General features: G+C 69.3%; 17 protein-coding genes. 6 read left to right on the forward strand and 11 right to left on the reverse strand.

From position 1 onward, the window contains the following. The first annotated feature begins 105 nt into the window (after nucleotides 1-105). The 5 genes from HZ992_RS19965 to HZ992_RS19985 all read left to right on the forward strand — a co-directional run bounded on the left by HZ992_RS19965 (nucleotide 106) and on the right by HZ992_RS19985 (nucleotide 4,352). Nucleotides 106-1,218, forward strand: a complete 1,113-nt coding sequence (locus tag HZ992_RS19965; protein WP_209383560.1) for an ABC transporter substrate-binding protein — start codon at nucleotides 106-108, stop codon at nucleotides 1,216-1,218. After that, nucleotides 1,218-1,919, forward strand: a complete 702-nt coding sequence (locus tag HZ992_RS19970) for a GntR family transcriptional regulator (RefSeq protein WP_209383561.1) — start codon at nucleotides 1,218-1,220, stop codon at nucleotides 1,917-1,919. Before HZ992_RS19965 ends, HZ992_RS19970 begins: the two co-directional genes overlap by 1 nt. Before the next feature lie 207 nt (nucleotides 1,920-2,126). Next, entirely contained in the window at nucleotides 2,127-3,206 is a 1,080-nt protein-coding gene (locus HZ992_RS19975; protein WP_209383562.1) for a BMP family ABC transporter substrate-binding protein, read from the forward strand. Nucleotides 3,207-3,222: 16 nt separating this feature from the next. Next, nucleotides 3,223-3,858: a flavin reductase family protein gene (locus HZ992_RS19980; protein WP_209383563.1), complete on the forward strand. Its 636-nt coding sequence runs from the start codon at nucleotides 3,223-3,225 to the stop codon at nucleotides 3,856-3,858. Nucleotides 3,859-3,872: 14 nt separating this feature from the next. Next, nucleotides 3,873-4,352 carry a nucleoside deaminase gene (locus HZ992_RS19985; protein WP_209383564.1) on the forward strand — a complete coding sequence of 160 codons (480 nt, stop codon included), beginning with the start codon at nucleotides 3,873-3,875 and terminating at the stop codon, nucleotides 4,350-4,352. Here the strand turns inward: HZ992_RS19985 and HZ992_RS19990 are convergent. Beyond that, complete coding sequence (locus HZ992_RS19990) at nucleotides 4,342-5,235, reverse strand: LysR family transcriptional regulator (RefSeq protein WP_209383565.1); 894 nt, start codon at nucleotides 5,233-5,235, stop codon at nucleotides 4,342-4,344. The two genes, HZ992_RS19985 and HZ992_RS19990, sit on opposite strands and share 11 nt — an antisense overlap. Nucleotides 5,236-5,331: 96 nt before the next feature. Between HZ992_RS19990 and HZ992_RS19995 the strand changes: the two genes are divergently transcribed. Beyond that, nucleotides 5,332-5,712, forward strand: a complete 381-nt coding sequence (locus tag HZ992_RS19995; RefSeq protein ID WP_209383566.1) for a cupin domain-containing protein — start codon at nucleotides 5,332-5,334, stop codon at nucleotides 5,710-5,712. Between the two features lie 15 nt (nucleotides 5,713-5,727). Here HZ992_RS19995 and HZ992_RS20000 read toward each other — a convergent pair whose 3' ends face one another. From HZ992_RS20000 to HZ992_RS20045, 10 genes are all read right to left on the reverse strand, one after another. Continuing rightward, nucleotides 5,728-6,252: an acyl-CoA thioesterase gene (locus HZ992_RS20000; protein WP_209383567.1), complete on the reverse strand. Its 525-nt coding sequence runs from the start codon at nucleotides 6,250-6,252 to the stop codon at nucleotides 5,728-5,730. A gap of 39 nt (nucleotides 6,253-6,291) precedes the next feature. Then, the gene (locus HZ992_RS20005) at nucleotides 6,292-7,128 is read right to left on the reverse strand and encodes an alpha/beta fold hydrolase (RefSeq protein ID WP_209383568.1); all 837 of its coding nucleotides are present in this window, start codon (nucleotides 7,126-7,128) and stop codon (nucleotides 6,292-6,294) included. 13 nt (nucleotides 7,129-7,141) lie between these two features. Beyond that, a complete protein-coding gene (locus HZ992_RS20010) occupies nucleotides 7,142-9,343 on the reverse strand; it encodes a D-(-)-3-hydroxybutyrate oligomer hydrolase (RefSeq protein WP_209383569.1) in 2,202 nt (733 codons plus the stop codon). Then, complete coding sequence (locus HZ992_RS20015) at nucleotides 9,340-10,425, reverse strand: branched-chain amino acid ABC transporter permease (protein WP_209383570.1); 1,086 nt, start codon at nucleotides 10,423-10,425, stop codon at nucleotides 9,340-9,342. Before HZ992_RS20015 ends, HZ992_RS20010 begins: the two co-directional genes overlap by 4 nt. Nucleotides 10,426-10,430: 5 nt before the next feature. Beyond that, complete coding sequence (locus tag HZ992_RS20020) at nucleotides 10,431-11,429, reverse strand: branched-chain amino acid ABC transporter permease (protein ID WP_209383571.1); 999 nt, start codon at nucleotides 11,427-11,429, stop codon at nucleotides 10,431-10,433. Further along, on the reverse strand, nucleotides 11,426-12,160 hold the full coding sequence (locus HZ992_RS20025) for an ABC transporter ATP-binding protein (protein WP_209383572.1): 735 nt from the start codon (nucleotides 12,158-12,160) through the stop codon (nucleotides 11,426-11,428). The genes HZ992_RS20020 and HZ992_RS20025 overlap by 4 nt, the downstream gene beginning before the upstream one ends. Next, nucleotides 12,157-12,915, reverse strand: coding sequence for an ABC transporter ATP-binding protein (locus HZ992_RS20030; protein ID WP_209383573.1), 759 nt, complete (start codon nucleotides 12,913-12,915; stop codon nucleotides 12,157-12,159). The genes HZ992_RS20025 and HZ992_RS20030 overlap by 4 nt, the downstream gene beginning before the upstream one ends. An 8-nt stretch (nucleotides 12,916-12,923) precedes the next feature. Next, nucleotides 12,924-14,423 carry an extracellular catalytic domain type 2 short-chain-length polyhydroxyalkanoate depolymerase gene (locus HZ992_RS20035; RefSeq protein ID WP_209383574.1) on the reverse strand — a complete coding sequence of 500 codons (1,500 nt, stop codon included), beginning with the start codon at nucleotides 14,421-14,423 and terminating at the stop codon, nucleotides 12,924-12,926. A gap of 39 nt (nucleotides 14,424-14,462) precedes the next feature. Further along, on the reverse strand, nucleotides 14,463-15,662 hold the full coding sequence (locus HZ992_RS20040) for a substrate-binding domain-containing protein (RefSeq protein ID WP_209383575.1): 1,200 nt from the start codon (nucleotides 15,660-15,662) through the stop codon (nucleotides 14,463-14,465). A gap of 121 nt (nucleotides 15,663-15,783) precedes the next feature. Next, nucleotides 15,784-16,701, reverse strand: coding sequence for a transglycosylase SLT domain-containing protein (locus tag HZ992_RS20045; protein ID WP_209383576.1), 918 nt, complete (start codon nucleotides 16,699-16,701; stop codon nucleotides 15,784-15,786). Nucleotides 16,702-16,730: the final 29 nt, after the last annotated feature.

Raw genomic sequence — 16,730 nt, forward strand, 5'->3', positions numbered from 1 at the left:
TGCAGATGTTCACGATCGCGCCTCCGGCACCGGCTATCGTCGGCCCCGTAGACTCGCCACACTCGCTGGTTGTGGCGCCGCCTGGCGCATTCACGGAGATTCAAGATGAAACGAATCGTGCACTGGCTGGCCGCTGTCCTGGGCCTGTGCATCGCCGCCTCCGCGGGGGCACAGATCGTCATCGGGCAGACATCGGGCTTCTCCGGCCCAGTGGCCGCCGGCGTCAAGGAAGTCTCCGACGGCGCCAAGCTGTACATCGACGCCACCAACGCCAAGGGCGGCGTCAACGGCCAGTCGATCGAGATCGTCGCCATGGACGACAAGTTCGACCCCAAGCTCGCCGGCGAGAACGCCAAGGCGCTGATCACCGAAAAGAACGTCGCGGCGCTGTTCCTCAGCCGCGGCACGCCGCACACGCAGGCTATCGTGCCGCTGCTCGAGCAGTACAAGGTGCCGCTGATCGCGCCCTCCACCGGCGCCATGGTGCTGCACAAGCCGGTCAACCCCTGGGTGTTCAACGTGCGCGCCACCTACCAGCGCGAGGCCGAGCGCGCGGTGCAGCACCTCAGCCTGATCGGCATGGACCACATCGGCGTGATCCACGTCGAAGACACTTTCGGCGCCGACCTGCTCGAAGGCGCGAAACGGGGCTTCTCGGGCGTGGGCAAGAACGCCGTCTTCATCGAGAAATACGATCGCGCCAAGTGGGACTTCTCGAAGATCGCGCCCCTGGTGGCCAGCTCCGGCGTGCAGGCGGTGCTGTTCATCGGTTCGGGCAACGCGGTGGCCGACGGCATCGAGGCGATCCGCAAGGCCGGCTCGCGCGCGCAGATCGTCACCTTCTCGAACAACGCCTCGGGCGGCTTCGTCAAATCGCTCAAGGAGAACGCCCGCGGCGTCATCGTCACGCAGGTGTTCCCCTACGAGCGTTCGCTGTCGGCGCCGATGGTGAAGGAAGCGCACGACCTTGCCGTGGCCAAGGGGCTGGAAGGCGTGTCGCCGGCGATGCTGGAAGGATTCGCCGCGGCCAAGGTGCTGGTGGCCGCGCTCAAGCGGGCCGGACCGAATCCGACGCGCGCAAAGATCCAGCAGGCGCTGGAGGGCATGAGCAAGGTCGACATCGGCGGGCTCGAAGTGAGCTACAGCGCGACCGACCACACCGGCCTGGACTTCGTCGACCTGTCCATCATCGGCACCGACGGGAAGTTCCGCCGCTGATGAGCCTGCCGCGGCCCCGCGCTCGCAGCAGCCCGCAGCGCCGCGTCGCGCCGGTGCTTCGCGTCAGCGGCACGCTGGACCAGACCGTCTACGACGCGCTGTTCGACGCCGTCATGCAGGGTCGCCTGAAGCCCGGCCAGCGGCTCGGCGAGGCGGGGTTGTGCGAGCAGTTCCAGGTCAGCCGCACCGTGGTGCGCCAGGCCCTTCGCCGGCTGGCCGAATCGCAGATCGTCGAGATCGTGCCGAACAAGGGCGCCACCGTGGCGGCTCCCGGTCCCGAAGAGACACGCGAGGTGTTCGAGGCGCGGCGCGCCATCGAAGGCGCCATCATGCGCGCCGTGGCGGCACGCATCGGTGCGCTCGACCTGCAGAGGCTGCAGGCGCGCCTGGATGCGGAGCATGCCGCGCTGCACGAAGGCGACCACGGCCGCTGGGTCTCGCTGGCCGGCGGCTTCCATCTCGCATTGGCGCAGTTGTGCGGCAACCGCGTGCTGCAGCGCCTGCTCACCGAGCTGATGACACGCTGCTCGCTGATCGTCGCGCTCTACGAGGCGCCGGGCGAGGCCGCGTGCGAACACGACGAGCACCAGCGCATCGTCGAGCTGCTCGGGCTGCGCGACGGCGACGGCGCGGCCGCGCTGATGGACCAGCACCTGCGCGCGCTCGAGTCGCGCCTGGCCCTGCCGCGCACGGCGAGCTGAGTTCGCCGGCACAGCACGGGCTTGGGTCGGGATGACCCAAGTTGGGCGCGAGACGCCCTCATTTGGTGAATGTATACATTCCCGTATTGCTCAACTTATCTCAATTAAATCAATGACTTAATTCGCATCAACGGCTGGCACTGATTGTGCCTGTATACAATCAGCCGGCCCGGCTCCGGCACCCCTTCACCCCACAGGAGCCCACCCATGCAACGTCGTCGTCTGCTGCTCGCCTCCGGCATTGCTGCCACCGCACCCGCCCTCTGGCCGGTGGCGGCCCGCGCGGCCGCGCCACTGAAGATCGGCTTCATCTACTCCGGCCCGATCGCCGACATCGGCTGGACCTACCAGCACGACCTCGGCCGCCTGATGGTCGAGAAGGAGTTCGGCAACAAGGTGCAGACGGTCTACGTCGAGAAGGTGCCCGAGTCGGCCGACGCCGACCGTGTGATCCGCCAGCTCGTCAACGACGGCTGCAAGATGATCTTCACCACCTCGTTCGGCTTCATGGACCCGACGATCCGCGTGGCCGCCGATTTCCCCGACGTGGCCTTCGAGCATTGCTCGGGCTACAAGACTGCCAAGAACGTGGGCATCTACCAGACGCGCTTCTACGAGGGCGCCTATCTCATCGGCCTGCTCGGCGGCAAGATGACGAAGACCAATACCTTCGGCTACGTGGCGCCCTTCCCGATCCCCGAGGTGATCCGCAACCTGTCGGCCTGGACGCTCGGCGCACGCGCCGTCAATCCGAAGGTGGGCGTGAAGGTGGTGTGGATCAACTCCTGGTACGACCCGGGCCGCGAGCGCGAAGCCGCGCAGGCGCTGATCGACCAGGGTGCCGACGTGCTCTACCAGAACACCGATTCCTCGGCCGTGGTTTCGCTCGCGCAGAGCAAGGGCCTGTACGCGTTCGGGCAGGACTCCGACATGACGCGCTTCGGCCCGAAAGCCCACCTGTCGGGCAACACGCTGAACTGGGGTGTCTACTACGTGCACAAGGTGCGCCAGATGCTCGAGGGCAAGTGGAAGTCCGAGGACACCAAGTGGGGCATGAAGGAAGGCATCGTGCAGGTGGTGCCGCCCAATGCCGAGGTGCCCAAGGACGTGGCGGCGCTGTTCGAGGCGAAGAAGGCCGAGATCCTGGCTGGCAAGTTCCACCCCTTCACCGGCCCGATCAAGGACACCACCGGCGCCGTGCGCGTGCCCGCCGGCCAGACGCTGGCCGAGGACGAGCTGTGGAAGATGAAGTGGTACGCCGACGGCGTGCTCGGCAAACAACCCTGACCCGGGACCGTTGACGATGGAGATCGACTTCGCGCAGCTCACCGCCTATCAGCGCTACAAGCTGATGGCCAGCCTGATCGTGCCCCGTCCGATCGCCCTCGTCACCACGCTGGGCGCCAGTGGCGTGGCCAATGCCGCGCCCTTCTCCATGTTCAACATGCTCGGCGAGGACCCGCCGATCGTGATGCTCTCCATCAACCGGCTCAAGGACGGCCGGTTGAAGGACACGGCGGCGAACATCCTGGCCAATGGCGAGTTCGTCGTGCACATCAGCGACGAGGCGATCGCCGCGAAGATGCATGCCTGCGGCGAGTCGCTGCCGCCCGAGGTCAGCGAGCTGGAGCGGTTCGGCCTGCACGCCCTGCCCTCGCAGACCGTCAAGCCACCGCGCATCGCCGAGGCGCCGGTGGCCTTCGAGTGCGTGCTGCACGAGAAGCTCGAGACCGAGAGCCGCTACGTCTTCATCGGCCGCGTGCTGTGGCTGCATGCGCGCGATGGCCTGGTCGATGCGCAGACCTGGCGCGTGCGCCTGCAGGACTACCACCCGGTGGGCCGCTTCGGCGCGAGCTTCTACATCACCACGCGCGACCGCTTCGCGATCGACGGGCAGGACCGCGAAAGCCGCGCCAGTACGCCGATCGACGAGATCTGAACAAGGAGCCCCGCATGCCCATCACCGACGCCGACCACGAACCGATGCGCCTGGCCATCGAGGCCTCGCGCGAGGCCGTCGCCGAGGGCAACATGCCCTTCGGCGCCACGCTGGTGTCGCCCGAAGGCGCCCTGCTGTGGACGGCGAGGAACAACCAGGTCACCCGCGGCGACTGCACCGGCCACGCCGAGCTCGTGCTGGTGCGCGAGGCCACCGCGAAGCTGGGCGCCGAGGCATTGCGCGGCGGCACGGTGTACGCCAGCGGCGAGCCCTGCGCGATGTGCAGCGGCGCGATGTTCTGGGCCGGCATCCGCCGCGTGGTGTTCGCCGCCTCGCAGCAGGACATCATCGACGCGCTGGGCGGCGACCAGCTGCCGATCCGCAGCGCCCAGGTCTACGCTGGTGCGTCGCCGGCGGTGCAGGTCGACGGCCCGCTGCTGGGATCCAGTGCGATCGAGGTCCTGCGCGAGGCAGGCCGCCAGCTCAGCCGGTGAGCACCGGGCGCAGCGCGTCGATCTCTTCCACGACGAAATCGAAGAAGGCGGCGACACGCGGAGTGCGCCGCAGCTCGGCCGTGGTGAGGATGCGCCAGATGCGCGCCAGTTCGGGCACCGGGCCGAGCACGCGCACGAGTTCCGGCTCGGCGTCGGCGATCGCCGTCGGCAAGGGCGCGATGCCGACACCGGCCTTCACCGACTGCAGCACGCCCAGCACGCTGTCGTTGCGCGCCGCCATGCGCGCGGCCGGCGCGACGCTGCGCAGCCAGACTGCCGCCCGGTGGCCGGACATCGCCTCGTCGAACCCGACCAGCGCATGCTGCGCGAGATCGTCGACGGCCTGCGGCTGGCCCCGGCGGGCCACGTAGCCCCGGCTGGCATAGACGGCCCACAGCGAATCGCCGATCTTGCGGCCAATCAGCGCGCCATCGACGGTGTCGCCGGAGCGCAGCGCCACGTCGATCTCGCCCTTGGCCAGATCGAGGTAGCGGTCGCTCATCACGAACTCGACGCGCAGGCCCGGGTACCGGGCATGGAATCGGTCCAGCAGGCCCGAGGCGGTGAGTCGCGAGACCAGCGGCTCCGGGCAGGTGACACGAACGACACCGATGGCTTCGCGCCGGGCCGACTCCAGGTGCTGTTCGAGCGCTTCCACTGCCTGTGCCACCTGGCGGGCGTGCGGCAGGATCTCCCGGCCAAACTCGGTGAGACGGTATCCCGCGGCCTCGCGCTTGACGAGCGACTGGCCGATGCGGCGCTCCAGTTCCGCCACGCGGCGCTGCACGGTCGACGGATCGACGCCCAGCGCGCGGCCGGCCGCCAGGGTGCTGCCATGCTGCGCGAGCGCCAGCAGGTAGCGCAGGTCGTTCCAGTCGAACATGGCCGCATCATGCGGCAGTTCTGCGGCCCCCCGCTGCAGACTTGCGGCTCCCGCGACGTGCAGCGGCGCCCTAAGCTGCGCGCGAAGGAGACGCCCATGACCCCCCATCGCTTGGCCCTCGCACTGCTGCTCGCCCCGCTGGCCGCGCTCGCCCAGGACGCCGTCACCACCGACGGCGACAAGTACACGCTCGTTCTGGAAAACGCGCAGGTGCGAGTGCTGTCCTACCGGGACCTGCCGGGGCAGCGCACGCACGAACACCGCCACCCGGCCTTCGTGGCAGTGGCGCTGGCACCATTCCAGCGCGTGCTGCACCTGCCCGACGGCAAGCGCATGCGCCGCGAGTTCCGCGCCGGCGAGGTGATGTGGTCCGACGCGCAGACGCACATCGGCGAGAACGTCGGCAACACGCCGACCGAGGTGGTGCTCATCGAGCTCAAGCCCGCACCGCCGACGGCCGCCTGCGGCAGTCGCTGAATCGCACCGCCCTGCTCAGGCCGCAGCGTCCAGGCGGAAGATCGCCCGGACGTCCGGGCCGAGGGGCGGCGGCGCGAGTGGCCGGCCGGCCAGGGCGGGCACCACCTCGTCCGTACCCACCACGCCCTTGCGGCCCATGAACAGCGTCGTCACGTAGGCGGTGCACACCGGGCGACCGGGGTCGCTGGACCGGTAGAACTCATGCTGGAAATAGAACCAGCGCTCGTCCCAGTGCACGATGCGCGTGTGCAGCTCGAAGCGCTCGAAGGGCTTGAGCGAACGCCGGTAGTGGATGTGGGCCTGGCCCACCGGCGCGACCCAGCGGTTGCGCACCACGCCACGGAACAGGTCGCAGCGCAGCAGGAAGTCGATGCGCGCGATGTCCATCAGCGACTGGTAGCGGCCGTTGTTCATGTGGCCGAAGGCGTCGATGTCGCCGGGCAGCACGCGCCAGCGCGTCACGCAGGTGGCGTGCGGGTCGAGCGTGGGCAGGCGGGCGGCGCGGACGAAGGTCTTGAGCAGGCGAAGAAGGGCAAGCATGGTGTCCGGTACCACGCAGCCTCGGCCGGAATCCGGACATCACCCCGCCAGGAAACGCTCCACCAGGGCGAACTGCGCCGGCGTGTTCAGCGCCGGTGCGTGGCCGCAGCCGGCGATCTCGACCACCACCGCGCGCGGCCCGCGATTGCGCATCTGCTCGGCGGTGTCGGCCAGCAGCAGGTCGGAGTCCTCGCCGCGCAGGCACAGCACCGGGATGTCCAGCGTGTCCCACTCGTCCCACCGCAGGTAGTCGTCGTCGTGGTGGGTGAACTGCATCACCATCGCCGGGTCGTAGTGCGGCGTGACGCGGCCGTCGGGCAGGCGCCGCACCGAGGTCTCGGTCAGGCGCCGCCACTGCGCAGCGCTCAGCCAGCCGTAGGGCTTGTAGACGGTGCGGAAGTACTGCTCCAGCTCGCTCACGGTCGCGAAGGCCGCCGGGCTGCCGGCGTAGCTGCGGATGCGCTGGATCGCCGCGTCGGCGAGCTGCGGGCCGTTGTCGTTGAGCACCAGCCGGCGGATGCGGCCCTGCAGCGCGGTCGCTGCGGCGACGATGCCGATGGCCCCGCCCATCGAGGTGCCGAGCCAATGGAAACGCTCGATGCCCAGCCCGTCGACCAGCGCGGCGGCCAGCTTCACGTAGAACGCCAGGCAGTACTCCTGCTCGGGCGCCGGGCTCCATTGGCTGAGTCCGCGGCCGATCGTGTCGGGGCAGATCACCCGGTAGCGCTGCGAGAGGTGCCGTGCGATGTCGTCCATGTCGCGGCCAGTGCGCGCCAGGCCGTGCCAGGCGATCACCGTCTCGGCATGCCGCGAGCCCCACTCGGTGTAGTGGAGTTCGCGGCCTTCGCAGGCGATGTAGTTCGACGTGAAACTCATGCCGCCTCGGCTCTCAGTCGGGAACCACCAGCGTGTTGCCCTGCATGCGGATCGCGTCGGCCTGCGCCGGGCGGCGAACGATCGGCGGCACGTTGTCGGCGGTGATCGCCGGCGCGGCACCGGCCACCCCGCCGCGCGGCACGGTGCGCACCACCTGGCTGTCGGGCAGCGGCTGGCCGTGGCGCAGGTGCGCATACATCGCGTCGAGCGCGCGGTTCAGGTAGACGTGCAGCGGGATGTAGCGCGTGTCGTAGCCGCCCAGCAGCGTCGGCAGGCCGATGAAGGTGTCGAAGTGCTGCGCGTTGGTGACCTCGATGTACGACAGCCGGCTGTGCCGCCCCTCGACGCGCTTGTTCAGCGCCGTGTAGGGCCGCGAGCTGTGGTTCACCGGGATCAGCGCGTCGGCGCGGCCGTGCACGATGATCGCCGGCTTGCGCTGAAGGTTGCCGCTGCGCAGCGTCTCGCCAATCCCCTGCTGCAGCGCCAGTGCCTTCGCGTCGCTGCCGGTGAGCAGGTTGCGCAGGCACAGCGCGCCGTCGAGGTTGAAGTCCTGCTTGAAGGTCGAGGGCGACAAGGACACCAGGTCGCGCAGCACCCGGCCCGGGCTCAGGTTGTTGATGAGCTGCACGCCCGAAGACGGCGGCACGCCGTTGCCGGTGGCGGCCATCGCCGCGAGAGACGCTGGCAGCAGCGTGTCGACTTCGAACGAGGCCGTCGTGGCCGCATAGCTGTAGCCGCACAGCGAATCGGCCACGCTGGAGCGCGACAGCGCATTGCCGAAGGTCACCGCCACCGCCGGCGCCACCTCGAAGGCGGCGAGCGACGCATGCAGCACCGCCGACTCCGGCTCCCAGCCGTAGGCCGCCAGCTTGGCGAGCGCTTCGTCGGCCTGGCCGGTGGTGGTGTCGGCCGTCAGCAGGCCCTTGGCCTTGAGCGAGGCGCAGCGGTTGGCGGCAAACGCCGCCACCACGAAGCCGATGCCCGGCGCGCCGGCCACCTGCGGCGACAGCGCCGCGCAGCTCTGGAACAGGTTGGCCTGCGTGGTGTAGTCGTACAGCACCTTGCCGGCGGTGGCCTGCAGCACGCCACCGCGTTGCACGGCGATGCCGGCGTCCTGCGGCAGCTCGACGGCCGGTTCGGACACGGCCACGCCGTCGATCAGGCGCTCGCGGTCGAGCTCGGCGGCCGACAGCGCCGAGGCGCCGCCGTTGCTGACGCTCGAGGCGATCACCAGGGTGTTGGCCGGGCGGATCGTGCGCAGCGTCTCGCCCTTCGGCAGCGCGATGCCGTAGCGCTCGTTCAGCGCCCAGTAGGCGAACTCGATCGCCTGCAGCGTGAAGCGACCCCAGTCCTTCTCGGGGTTGCGCTGCGAGTGCGCATGCTTGAAGGCGAAGCGGTTCGGCGTGGCGGCGTTGAAGGCGGCAAGCTGCGCCGCGTCCAGCGGCGCGCGGAACTGCGCCGAGTCGCCGGCCGCGGCGGCCGTGGCACGCGTGCCGTCGATCAGCGGCACGGTGTCGGCCACCAGGTCGTGCGCGGCGGCGCCGGTGCCCTTGTCGGTGTAGGCCACCGCGCAGCCGCGCTTGAGGCCCCACTCGCCGGTGCTGATGCCGCCGTACACGCCGCGCGAACCCGACGAGGTGGCGGTGACGATGCAGGGCTTGCGCGGGTCGAAGTGGGCCGGAACCTGCACCATCAGCACGACGTTCTGCGACACGGCACTGCCATCGGCACCGCGGCTGTAGGCGATGTACTCGGTGCCGGCGATCCGGCCTTCGCCGGCGGTCACCGTACCGTCGGCCGCCACGTTCGGGCCGTAGAGCGTGCCGTAGCCGCCGGCCGCCGTCATGTCGACGATGGCGCGGTAGTTGTTGTAGATCGCCGCGCGGCGCAGCTCGGCTGCGCTGGGCGCCAGCGCATTGGCGTAGCCCGGCGCCACGACGCTGGCCAGGCCGGTCTTGCCCAGGCCGGCAGTCAGCAGGTCATCGGTCGTGCCGTCATAGGCTGTCTTGCGCACCTCGCCGGCGATGAATCGCGGGAGGCGGTTGAACAGGCCACGCGGGCCGCGGTCGGCCCGCTCATCGGCGCCGCGATCGCGGTCGGTCGAGGCGGTCTGCGCCGTGGCGCGCGCGTCGGCCGTGGCCGCTTCGCCGCCGCCCCCGCAGGCCGCGGTGAGGGCCGCCGCCGCCAGCGGTGCGAACAGGTTCTTCGTCTTCATGCCTTGTCTCCTCCGGGTGGTGCGCGTCTCATCGCGCGCAGTCGCCCCACCACGCCGGTGGGGAAGTGATAAACCGACAACACGAACAGCAGGCCCAGCCAGAGCAGCCAGCGGTCGGGCGAGACGAGCGCCGCGAGCACGGGCACACCCTCCAGCGCCGATGCGCCGAGCTTGAGCAGGTCCTGCAGGTAGTTCTGCGCGATGACGAACAGCACCGAGCCGATCACCGCGCCATACACCGTGCCCATGCCGCCGATGACGACGACGAGCAGGATGTCGAGCATGATCTCGAAGGACAGCGAGGTGTCCGGCCCCTGGTAGCGCAGCCACAGCGCGAGCAGGCAGCCAGCCAGCGTGGCGAACAGCGCCGACAGCACCGAGGCCAGCGTGCGCCACACCACCGTGCGGTAGCCGATCGCCTCGGCGCGGAAGTCGTTCTCGCGGATCGCCTGCAGCACGCGGCCGAAGGGCGAGTTGACGATGCGCAGCAGCGCCAGAACGAGCAGCGCCGCGACACCGAACAGCAGGTAGTAGGTGACGAAGCGCCCATCGACCGATGCGCCCAGCAGCGGCGCGTCGAGGTACAACGTGCCGGGCTGCAGCGCCTCGGGCACCTTGAAGTTCAGGCCGTCCTCGCCGCCGGTGAAGTCCGACAGCTGCGAGGCCAGCGTCAGGAAGGCCGAGGCCACAGCCAGCGTGATCATCGCGAAGAAGATCGCCTTCACGCGCAGCGAGGCCAGGCCGATGAGCAGCGCCAGCGCCAGCGACACGAGCAGCGCCGCGCCCGTGCCCAGTGCCACCGCGCCCCAGCCCGGGCCCAGACGCGTGCTGGCGATGGCGATGCCGTAGGCGCCGATGCCGAAGAACATCGTGTGCGCGAAGCTGACGATGCCGGTGTAGCCGAGCAGCAGGTCGAAGCTGGCCACCAGCACGATGAAGACGATGATCTTGGCCGCCACGTTCAGCGCCTTCGTGCCGGGGAACAGGAAGGGCGTGAGCGCCAGACCGAGCACGATGGCCACGAGCAGGATCGCCAGCCAGCGGCTGCGCGGGAGGTCGTCGGAGAGCAGGCGTCGAATCATCGTGCTCACCGGTTTGCCACGGGGTACAGGCCCTGCGGCCGCCACAGCAGCACCGCCACCATCAGCGCGATGCTCGCGAAGGCGGTGAACACCGGCGCGACGAAGCCGGTGTAGTTGACCAGCAGGCCGACCAGCAGCGCACCGACGAAGCAGCCCAGCGTCGAGCCGAGGCCGCCGATGATGATGACGATGAAGATCAGCACGTTGACCTGCGCGCCGAGCTGCGGAATGACGTTCTGCTGGAACAGCCCCCACATCACGCCACCCAGGCCGGCCAGGGCCGAGCCGACGACGAACACGCCGACGAACAGGCGGCGGATGCGGTAGCCGAGCGCCTCGACCATCTCGCGGTCCTGCACGCCCGCGCGCACCAGCAGGCCGATCTTCGTGCGCACCAGCACGTGGAGCATGGCGGCGAGCACGAAGGCGCCGATGGCCACCGCGAGCACGCGGTACTTGCCGATCGCGGCGTCGCCGATCAGGATGGAGCCGCGCAGCGCCTCGGGCAACGCGAGCGGGCGCTGCTCGGGGCCCCAGATCACCTTGATCAGCTCCTCGCCGATGATCATGCCGCCCATGGTGATGAGGATCTGCTTGAGGTGCTGGCCGTACACCGGCCGCACCATCACGCGCTCGAAGGCCCAGCCGATGGCACCGGCCAGCGCCATCGCCGCCACCATCGCGGTGAACACTGCCACCAGGTTGCGCACGAGGCTGTCCACCGACGTCCAGTCGGCCATGCCGGCGAACACCGTGGTCGCCACGTAGGCGCCGAAGGCGATGAACACGCCGTGGCCGAAGTTCAGCACGTCCATCAGGCCGAAGACGAGCGTGAGGCCCGAGGCGGTGACGAAGACGATCATGCCCATGGCCAGGCCGGCGATGGTCAGCGTCAGCCAGGTCGAGGGCGAACCGATCAGCGGCAGCGCCAGCAGCGCGAGCAGCGGCACCAGGGCCAGCGGCAGCCAGTCGAAGCTGGCCTTCGGGATGGCGGCGGTGCTCATTGGTGCGCTCCCAGCGACAGACCGAGCAGGCGCTGCTGAAGCGCGTCGTTCTCCGCCAGCTCGGCCATGGCGCCGCGGTGCACGACGCGGCCGTCGTCCATCACCGCGACGGTGTCGCCCAGCGCCCGGGCCATCGCGAAGTTCTGCTCGACCAGCAGCACGGTGGTCTGCGTTGTCTTCAACTCGCGCAGCGCGGCGATCAGGTTGCCGACGATGGCCGGTGCCAGGCCCTTGCTCGGCTCGTCGATCAGCAGCAGCCGCCGCGGCTCGACGATGGCGCGCGCGATGGCCAGCATCTGCTTCTGCCCGCCCGACAGCTTGCCGGCCGGATACAGCCAGAACTTCTTCAGCGCCGGGAACAGGCCGAAGATCCAGTCCAGGCGCTGCGTGTCGATGTCGTCGATGCGGCGTGCACCACGCGCGGCGAGCAGCAGGTTCTCGCGAACCGTCAGGTCGCCGAAGATGCCCATGCTCTCGGGCACGTAGGCGATGCCGAGCTGCGCGATGTCGGGCGTGGGGCGGCGATGGATGGTCGCGCCTTCGAAACTCACCGTCCCCGCCGACGCGGCCCACAAGCCCATGATCGTGCGCAGCGTGGTCGTCTTGCCGGCGCCGTTGCGACCGAGCAGCATGGTCACCTGGCCCAGCGGCACCTCGAAGTCCACGCCATGCAGGATGTGGTAACTGCCGATGTGGGTGTGCACGCCTTCGAGCTTGAGGAGCGTGCTCATGCCGGCTCCTCCACCGTGCTGGTGCCGAGGTAGGCGCTCTGCACCACCGGCGAGGCGATCACCGCCTCGGGCTCGCCGTCGGCGACGAGCTGGCCGTTGTGCAGCACGATGATGCGGTCGGCCAGCTCGCGCACGACGTCCATCTTGTGCTCGACGAGCAGGATGGTCTTGTTGCGCTGCTGCTTGAGCGCGCGGATCAGGTCCAGCACCACCGGCACGTCGTCGACGCTCATGCCGGCCGTGGGCTCGTCGAACATGTAGACGCTCGGCTCCAGCGCCATCAGCATCGCCACCTCGAGCTTGCGCTGGTCGCCGTGCGGCAGGCTGGCGGCGGGCGCGTCGGCGCGGTCGGCCAGCTTGACGCGGTCGACGAGCAGGTGCGCCCGCTCCAGGGTGTTGCGGTGGTCGCTCCACACCGACCACAGGTTCAGGCCCTCGCGGCGGCGCGATTGCACGGCCAGGCGCACGTTCTCCAGCACCGACAGGTTGGGGAACAGCTGCGTCAGCTGGAAGGCTCGGCCGATGCCGCGGTGCGTGCGCTGCGGCGTGGCCTCGTTCGTGATGTCGGCGCCGTTCAGGTGCACCGAGCCTTCGCTGGCGCGCAGCTGGCCGGAGATCAGGTTGAAGTAGGTCGTCTTGCCCGCGCCGTTGGGCCCGACGATGGCCGTCAGCGTGCCGGGCTCGAAGCGGCACGACACATGGTCGACGGCCACGTGGCCACCGAAGCGGATGGTGAGGTCCTTCGTCTCGAGCATGGGGCAGGTCAGGGGCAGGTGCCGATCACGTAGAAGTTCGGCGCGGTCTGCTTCAGCGTGGTGGTGACGAACACGTTCCACAGGCCCATGTTCTGGTTCGAGCCGTTGGCCAATGCGAAGCCGCCGGACACATGGGCGCGGCCGGCCGTGGTGTGCGCGTAGTTCGACGCGGTGAAGCAGGTCGCCGCCACGCTGCCGGTGGTCGTGCCGGTGGCCGGCGCGGACGCGGTGCTCTCGGCGCCGTTGGCGTCGACCGCGGTCACCGTCCAGCTGTAGGTGGTGGCGGCAGCCAGGCCGCTGTCGGTGTAGCTCGTGGCCGCGACCGGCGCGGCGGTGACACGGCCACCGTTGCGATAGACGTGGTAGCCCGCCGCGCCGCTGACGCCGGCCCAGGCCACCACCATGCTGCTGGCGGTGGCGCCCGAGGTCGCCACGCCGGTCGGCGCGGCCAGCGCGGTACCGCCACCACCGCCGCCGGAGCCCGTGCCGGACGCAAGCCGGTCGACCATCGCCTTGATCGCCGCCACCTGCGTGCCGGCTCGCTGCGCGAAGTTGCCACCGTACCAGCCGATCCAGTCCCAGCAGCCGTTGGGGTTGGCCAGCGAGCCGCTGGCGGCGGTGGCGCGGCTGCTGCTGTCCACACGCGTCTGCGGGAACAGCACGACGATGCGGTTGGTGTCGGCCCAGCGTGTGTAGCCGGTGCTCTTGAGGAACCTGTCGCCGATGGTCGCGACGTTCTGCTGGCAGCCGTGCAGCGCCACGTGCAGCCGGCAGCTCGCGCCGGCAGCGCACTCGGCCGGCACGTAGACCCAACCGGTGGGCGCCACGCCCGCGTTGGTGGTGAACGCGGTCTGGTCGAACTCGATGTAGTTGGCGGCCGCCGGCGTGTTGTTGCGTGCGTTGAGCGTGCCGTAGAACTTCGACAGCACGGCCTTGGCGCCGTCGTAGCCGCAGTTGCTGATGTAGGGCGAGACGCTGCTGCTGCAGGCGTTGTTGCCGGTGGCGTCGAAGTCGGTCGGGAACACATGCGCCGTGCTGTTGCGGCGCACGAACTCCAGGTTGGCCGCGGCCACGCCGTTGTTCTGGTACTGCGTCTGCAGCGCCAGCATCGGGTTGGGCCCGACGGTGAAGTCGCTGTTGCCGACGAACAGGAAGATCTTCTGCGCGGCGATGTTGCTCTTCGCGTCGATCGCCGTGCCGCTCCAGTTGTTGATGTCGGCCTGCATCGTGCTCAGCGCCGAGCTGGAGATGCTCGCGTTGTACATGCACGCGGTGTAGCTGGCGTGCCCCGCGCACATGTACGGCCCGCCGGCGAACACGCCCACGCCCTTGAAGGTGGCCGAGTGCGCCACGCCGAGCTGGTTGGCCATGAAGCCGCCCGACGACAGGCCCGAGACGGTGATCTGGGCCTTGTCGATGACGAGCTGCGGCAGCGCCACGGCGGCAAAGGCCGTCGATGACACGAACGCCGCGACGCCCGCGAGTCCTCGCAGGAAAACCGACTTCATGCTTGCCTCCTCAGGCGGCTGTCGCCGCACTCGTGTGGCTCAACGCTTGTTGCGGATCGGCACGGCCATCTCTTCGGCCTTGATCTCGCGCACCAGCTCGGGCACGCCCCAGGCGAAGGCCGGGTCCACCTTGATCTTGAAGTGGTACATCGACTGCATGGCCTGGTGGTCTTCCTTGCGGAAGCTCATCTTGCCCTTGGGCGTCTCGAAGCTCATGCCCTCCATGGTCTTGATGAGCTTCTCGGTGTTCGCGTCGCCGGCGGTCTTCTTCAGCGCCTCGACCACCGCGATCGCCGCGCTCATGCCGCCCGCGGTGAAGAAATCCGGCGGGTTCTTGAACTGCTTGTAGTGGTTGGCCACCAGCCACTCGTTGACCGGGTTCTTCGGGATGCCGAAGTAGTAGTAGGTCGCGCCTTCCATGCCGGGGAAGTTCTTGTACGAGGCCATCGCCGGCAGGATGTTGCCGCCGGTGGCGATTTCGATGTTGTAGCGCTTGAGGTCGAGATCGGCGATCTTGAACGGGTTGCCGGCGCCGGCCCAGATGATGAAGATCACCTTGCGGCCGGGCTGGTCCTTCAGCTTGTCGATCAGGCGCTGCGCACCGGCGGTGAAGTCGGTGGTGTTGGTCGGCAGGTATTCCTCGTGGACGATCTTGGCGCTCTTCACCGCGTCCTTGAAGGCCTTCACGCCATCGCGGCCGAAGGCGTAGTCCTGCGCCAGCGTGGCGATGCTGGTGCCGGCCTTGTCGAGCGCGACGGCGTTGCTGATCGCGTCCTGGCTGCTGTTGCGGCCGGTGCGGAAGATGTACTTGTTCCACTTGTCGCCGGTGATCGAGTCGGCCACGGCCGGCTCGACGAGCAGGATCTTCTTGTACTCCTCGGCGACCGGCAGCAGCGCGAGCGCCACGCCGCTGGAGGTGGGGCCGACGGCGATGTCGGCCTTGTCGTCGCCGTAGGCGGCGGCGAGCAGGCTCTTGCCCACGTCGGGCTTGCCCTGGTCGTCCTTCTCGATGACGACGAGCTTCTTGCCCGCCACCGTCATGGTGCCGCCGGTAGCGTAGTCCAGGCCCATCATGAAGCCGGTGGCGGTCTGCTTGCCGTAGGCCTCGAGCGGGCCGGTCTTGCTGTAGACGTGGGCGATCTTGATCTCGCCCTTGGACTGCGCGAAGGCGAAGGGGAGGCGCTCCAGGGCGGCGACGGCCAGGGTGCCGAGCCAGAGGCGGCGGTGGGCGTGGGGCATGCGGTGTGTCTCCGTGAGATGGCAACAGGGTGGGCACTTGTCGGCCCGTGCCGATCAAAAACGCAAACGCTGTGCCACTCGGCACCGTGCAAACCCTGATCTCCGCCCGGGGCGGCCGCATTCACTGCATGAACGAGAACGACCGCATGGTGCGCAACTGCGGCGACGCTTGCGCGGCGCCGGCATCGAAAGGGTGGTCCAGTCGCCCGTAGCCACCGATGATGCGCATCACGTAGGCGCGCGTCTCGGCATAGGGCGGCACGCCGCGGTAGCGGTTCACGGTGCCTTCGCCGGCGTTGTAGGCGGCGGCGACCAGCGGCACGTTGCCTTCGAAGTAGGCCATCAGCCAGTGCAGGTAGGCCATGCCGCCGCGGATGTTCTGCTCGGCGTCGTAGGGCCTGAAGACGCCGAAGCGCGCCGCGGTGTCGGGGATCAGCTGCATCAGGCCCTTGGCGTTCTTCGGCGACAGCGCGGCCGTGTCGTAGTTGGACTCGACCTTGATGAAGGCGAGCACCAGGCGCGGCGACAGCTTGTAGGTCGGCGCGAGCCGCTTGACGATCTCCACGATGTGGCTCGGCGCATCGGGCGGCAGCACCTCGGGTGCGCGCACCGGGGGGCGCGCCGGCGGCCGCTCGGTCATCTGCGGTGGCGCGCGGTCGATCATGCATTCGGGCACGTAGTTGGGCGGGCCACCCACATTGGCCAGCATGCGCACCGCCTGCTCCAGGCCCTGCTCGGCCGCCGCGTGGAAGAAGAAGGCGGCCGTCGCATCGCTGCGCTCCACGCCGCGGCCGTTGGCGTACATCCAGCCGAGGTTGAACTGCGATTCGGCATCACCCAGGCGGGCAGCCTTGCAGTACAGCTGCGCGGCCTTCTCGGCATCGCGCTCCACGCCCTCGCCGTTCTCGTAGCCCAGCGCCTCGCTGCGCAGCAGCGTGCGCAGGCTGCGTTCGGCCTCGCCCTCCGCGGGCGACACGGTGGCCCGCGCCGGCGCCGCCAGCAGCAGGCAGACCAGTCCCAGGAAGGACAGGCATTGCATGTTTCGCGTACAACTTCCGCCAATGAGCC

It is taken from the genome of Rhizobacter sp. AJA081-3, from assembly GCF_017795745.1.
Classification (GTDB): Bacteria; Pseudomonadota; Gammaproteobacteria; order Burkholderiales; family Burkholderiaceae_C; genus Piscinibacter.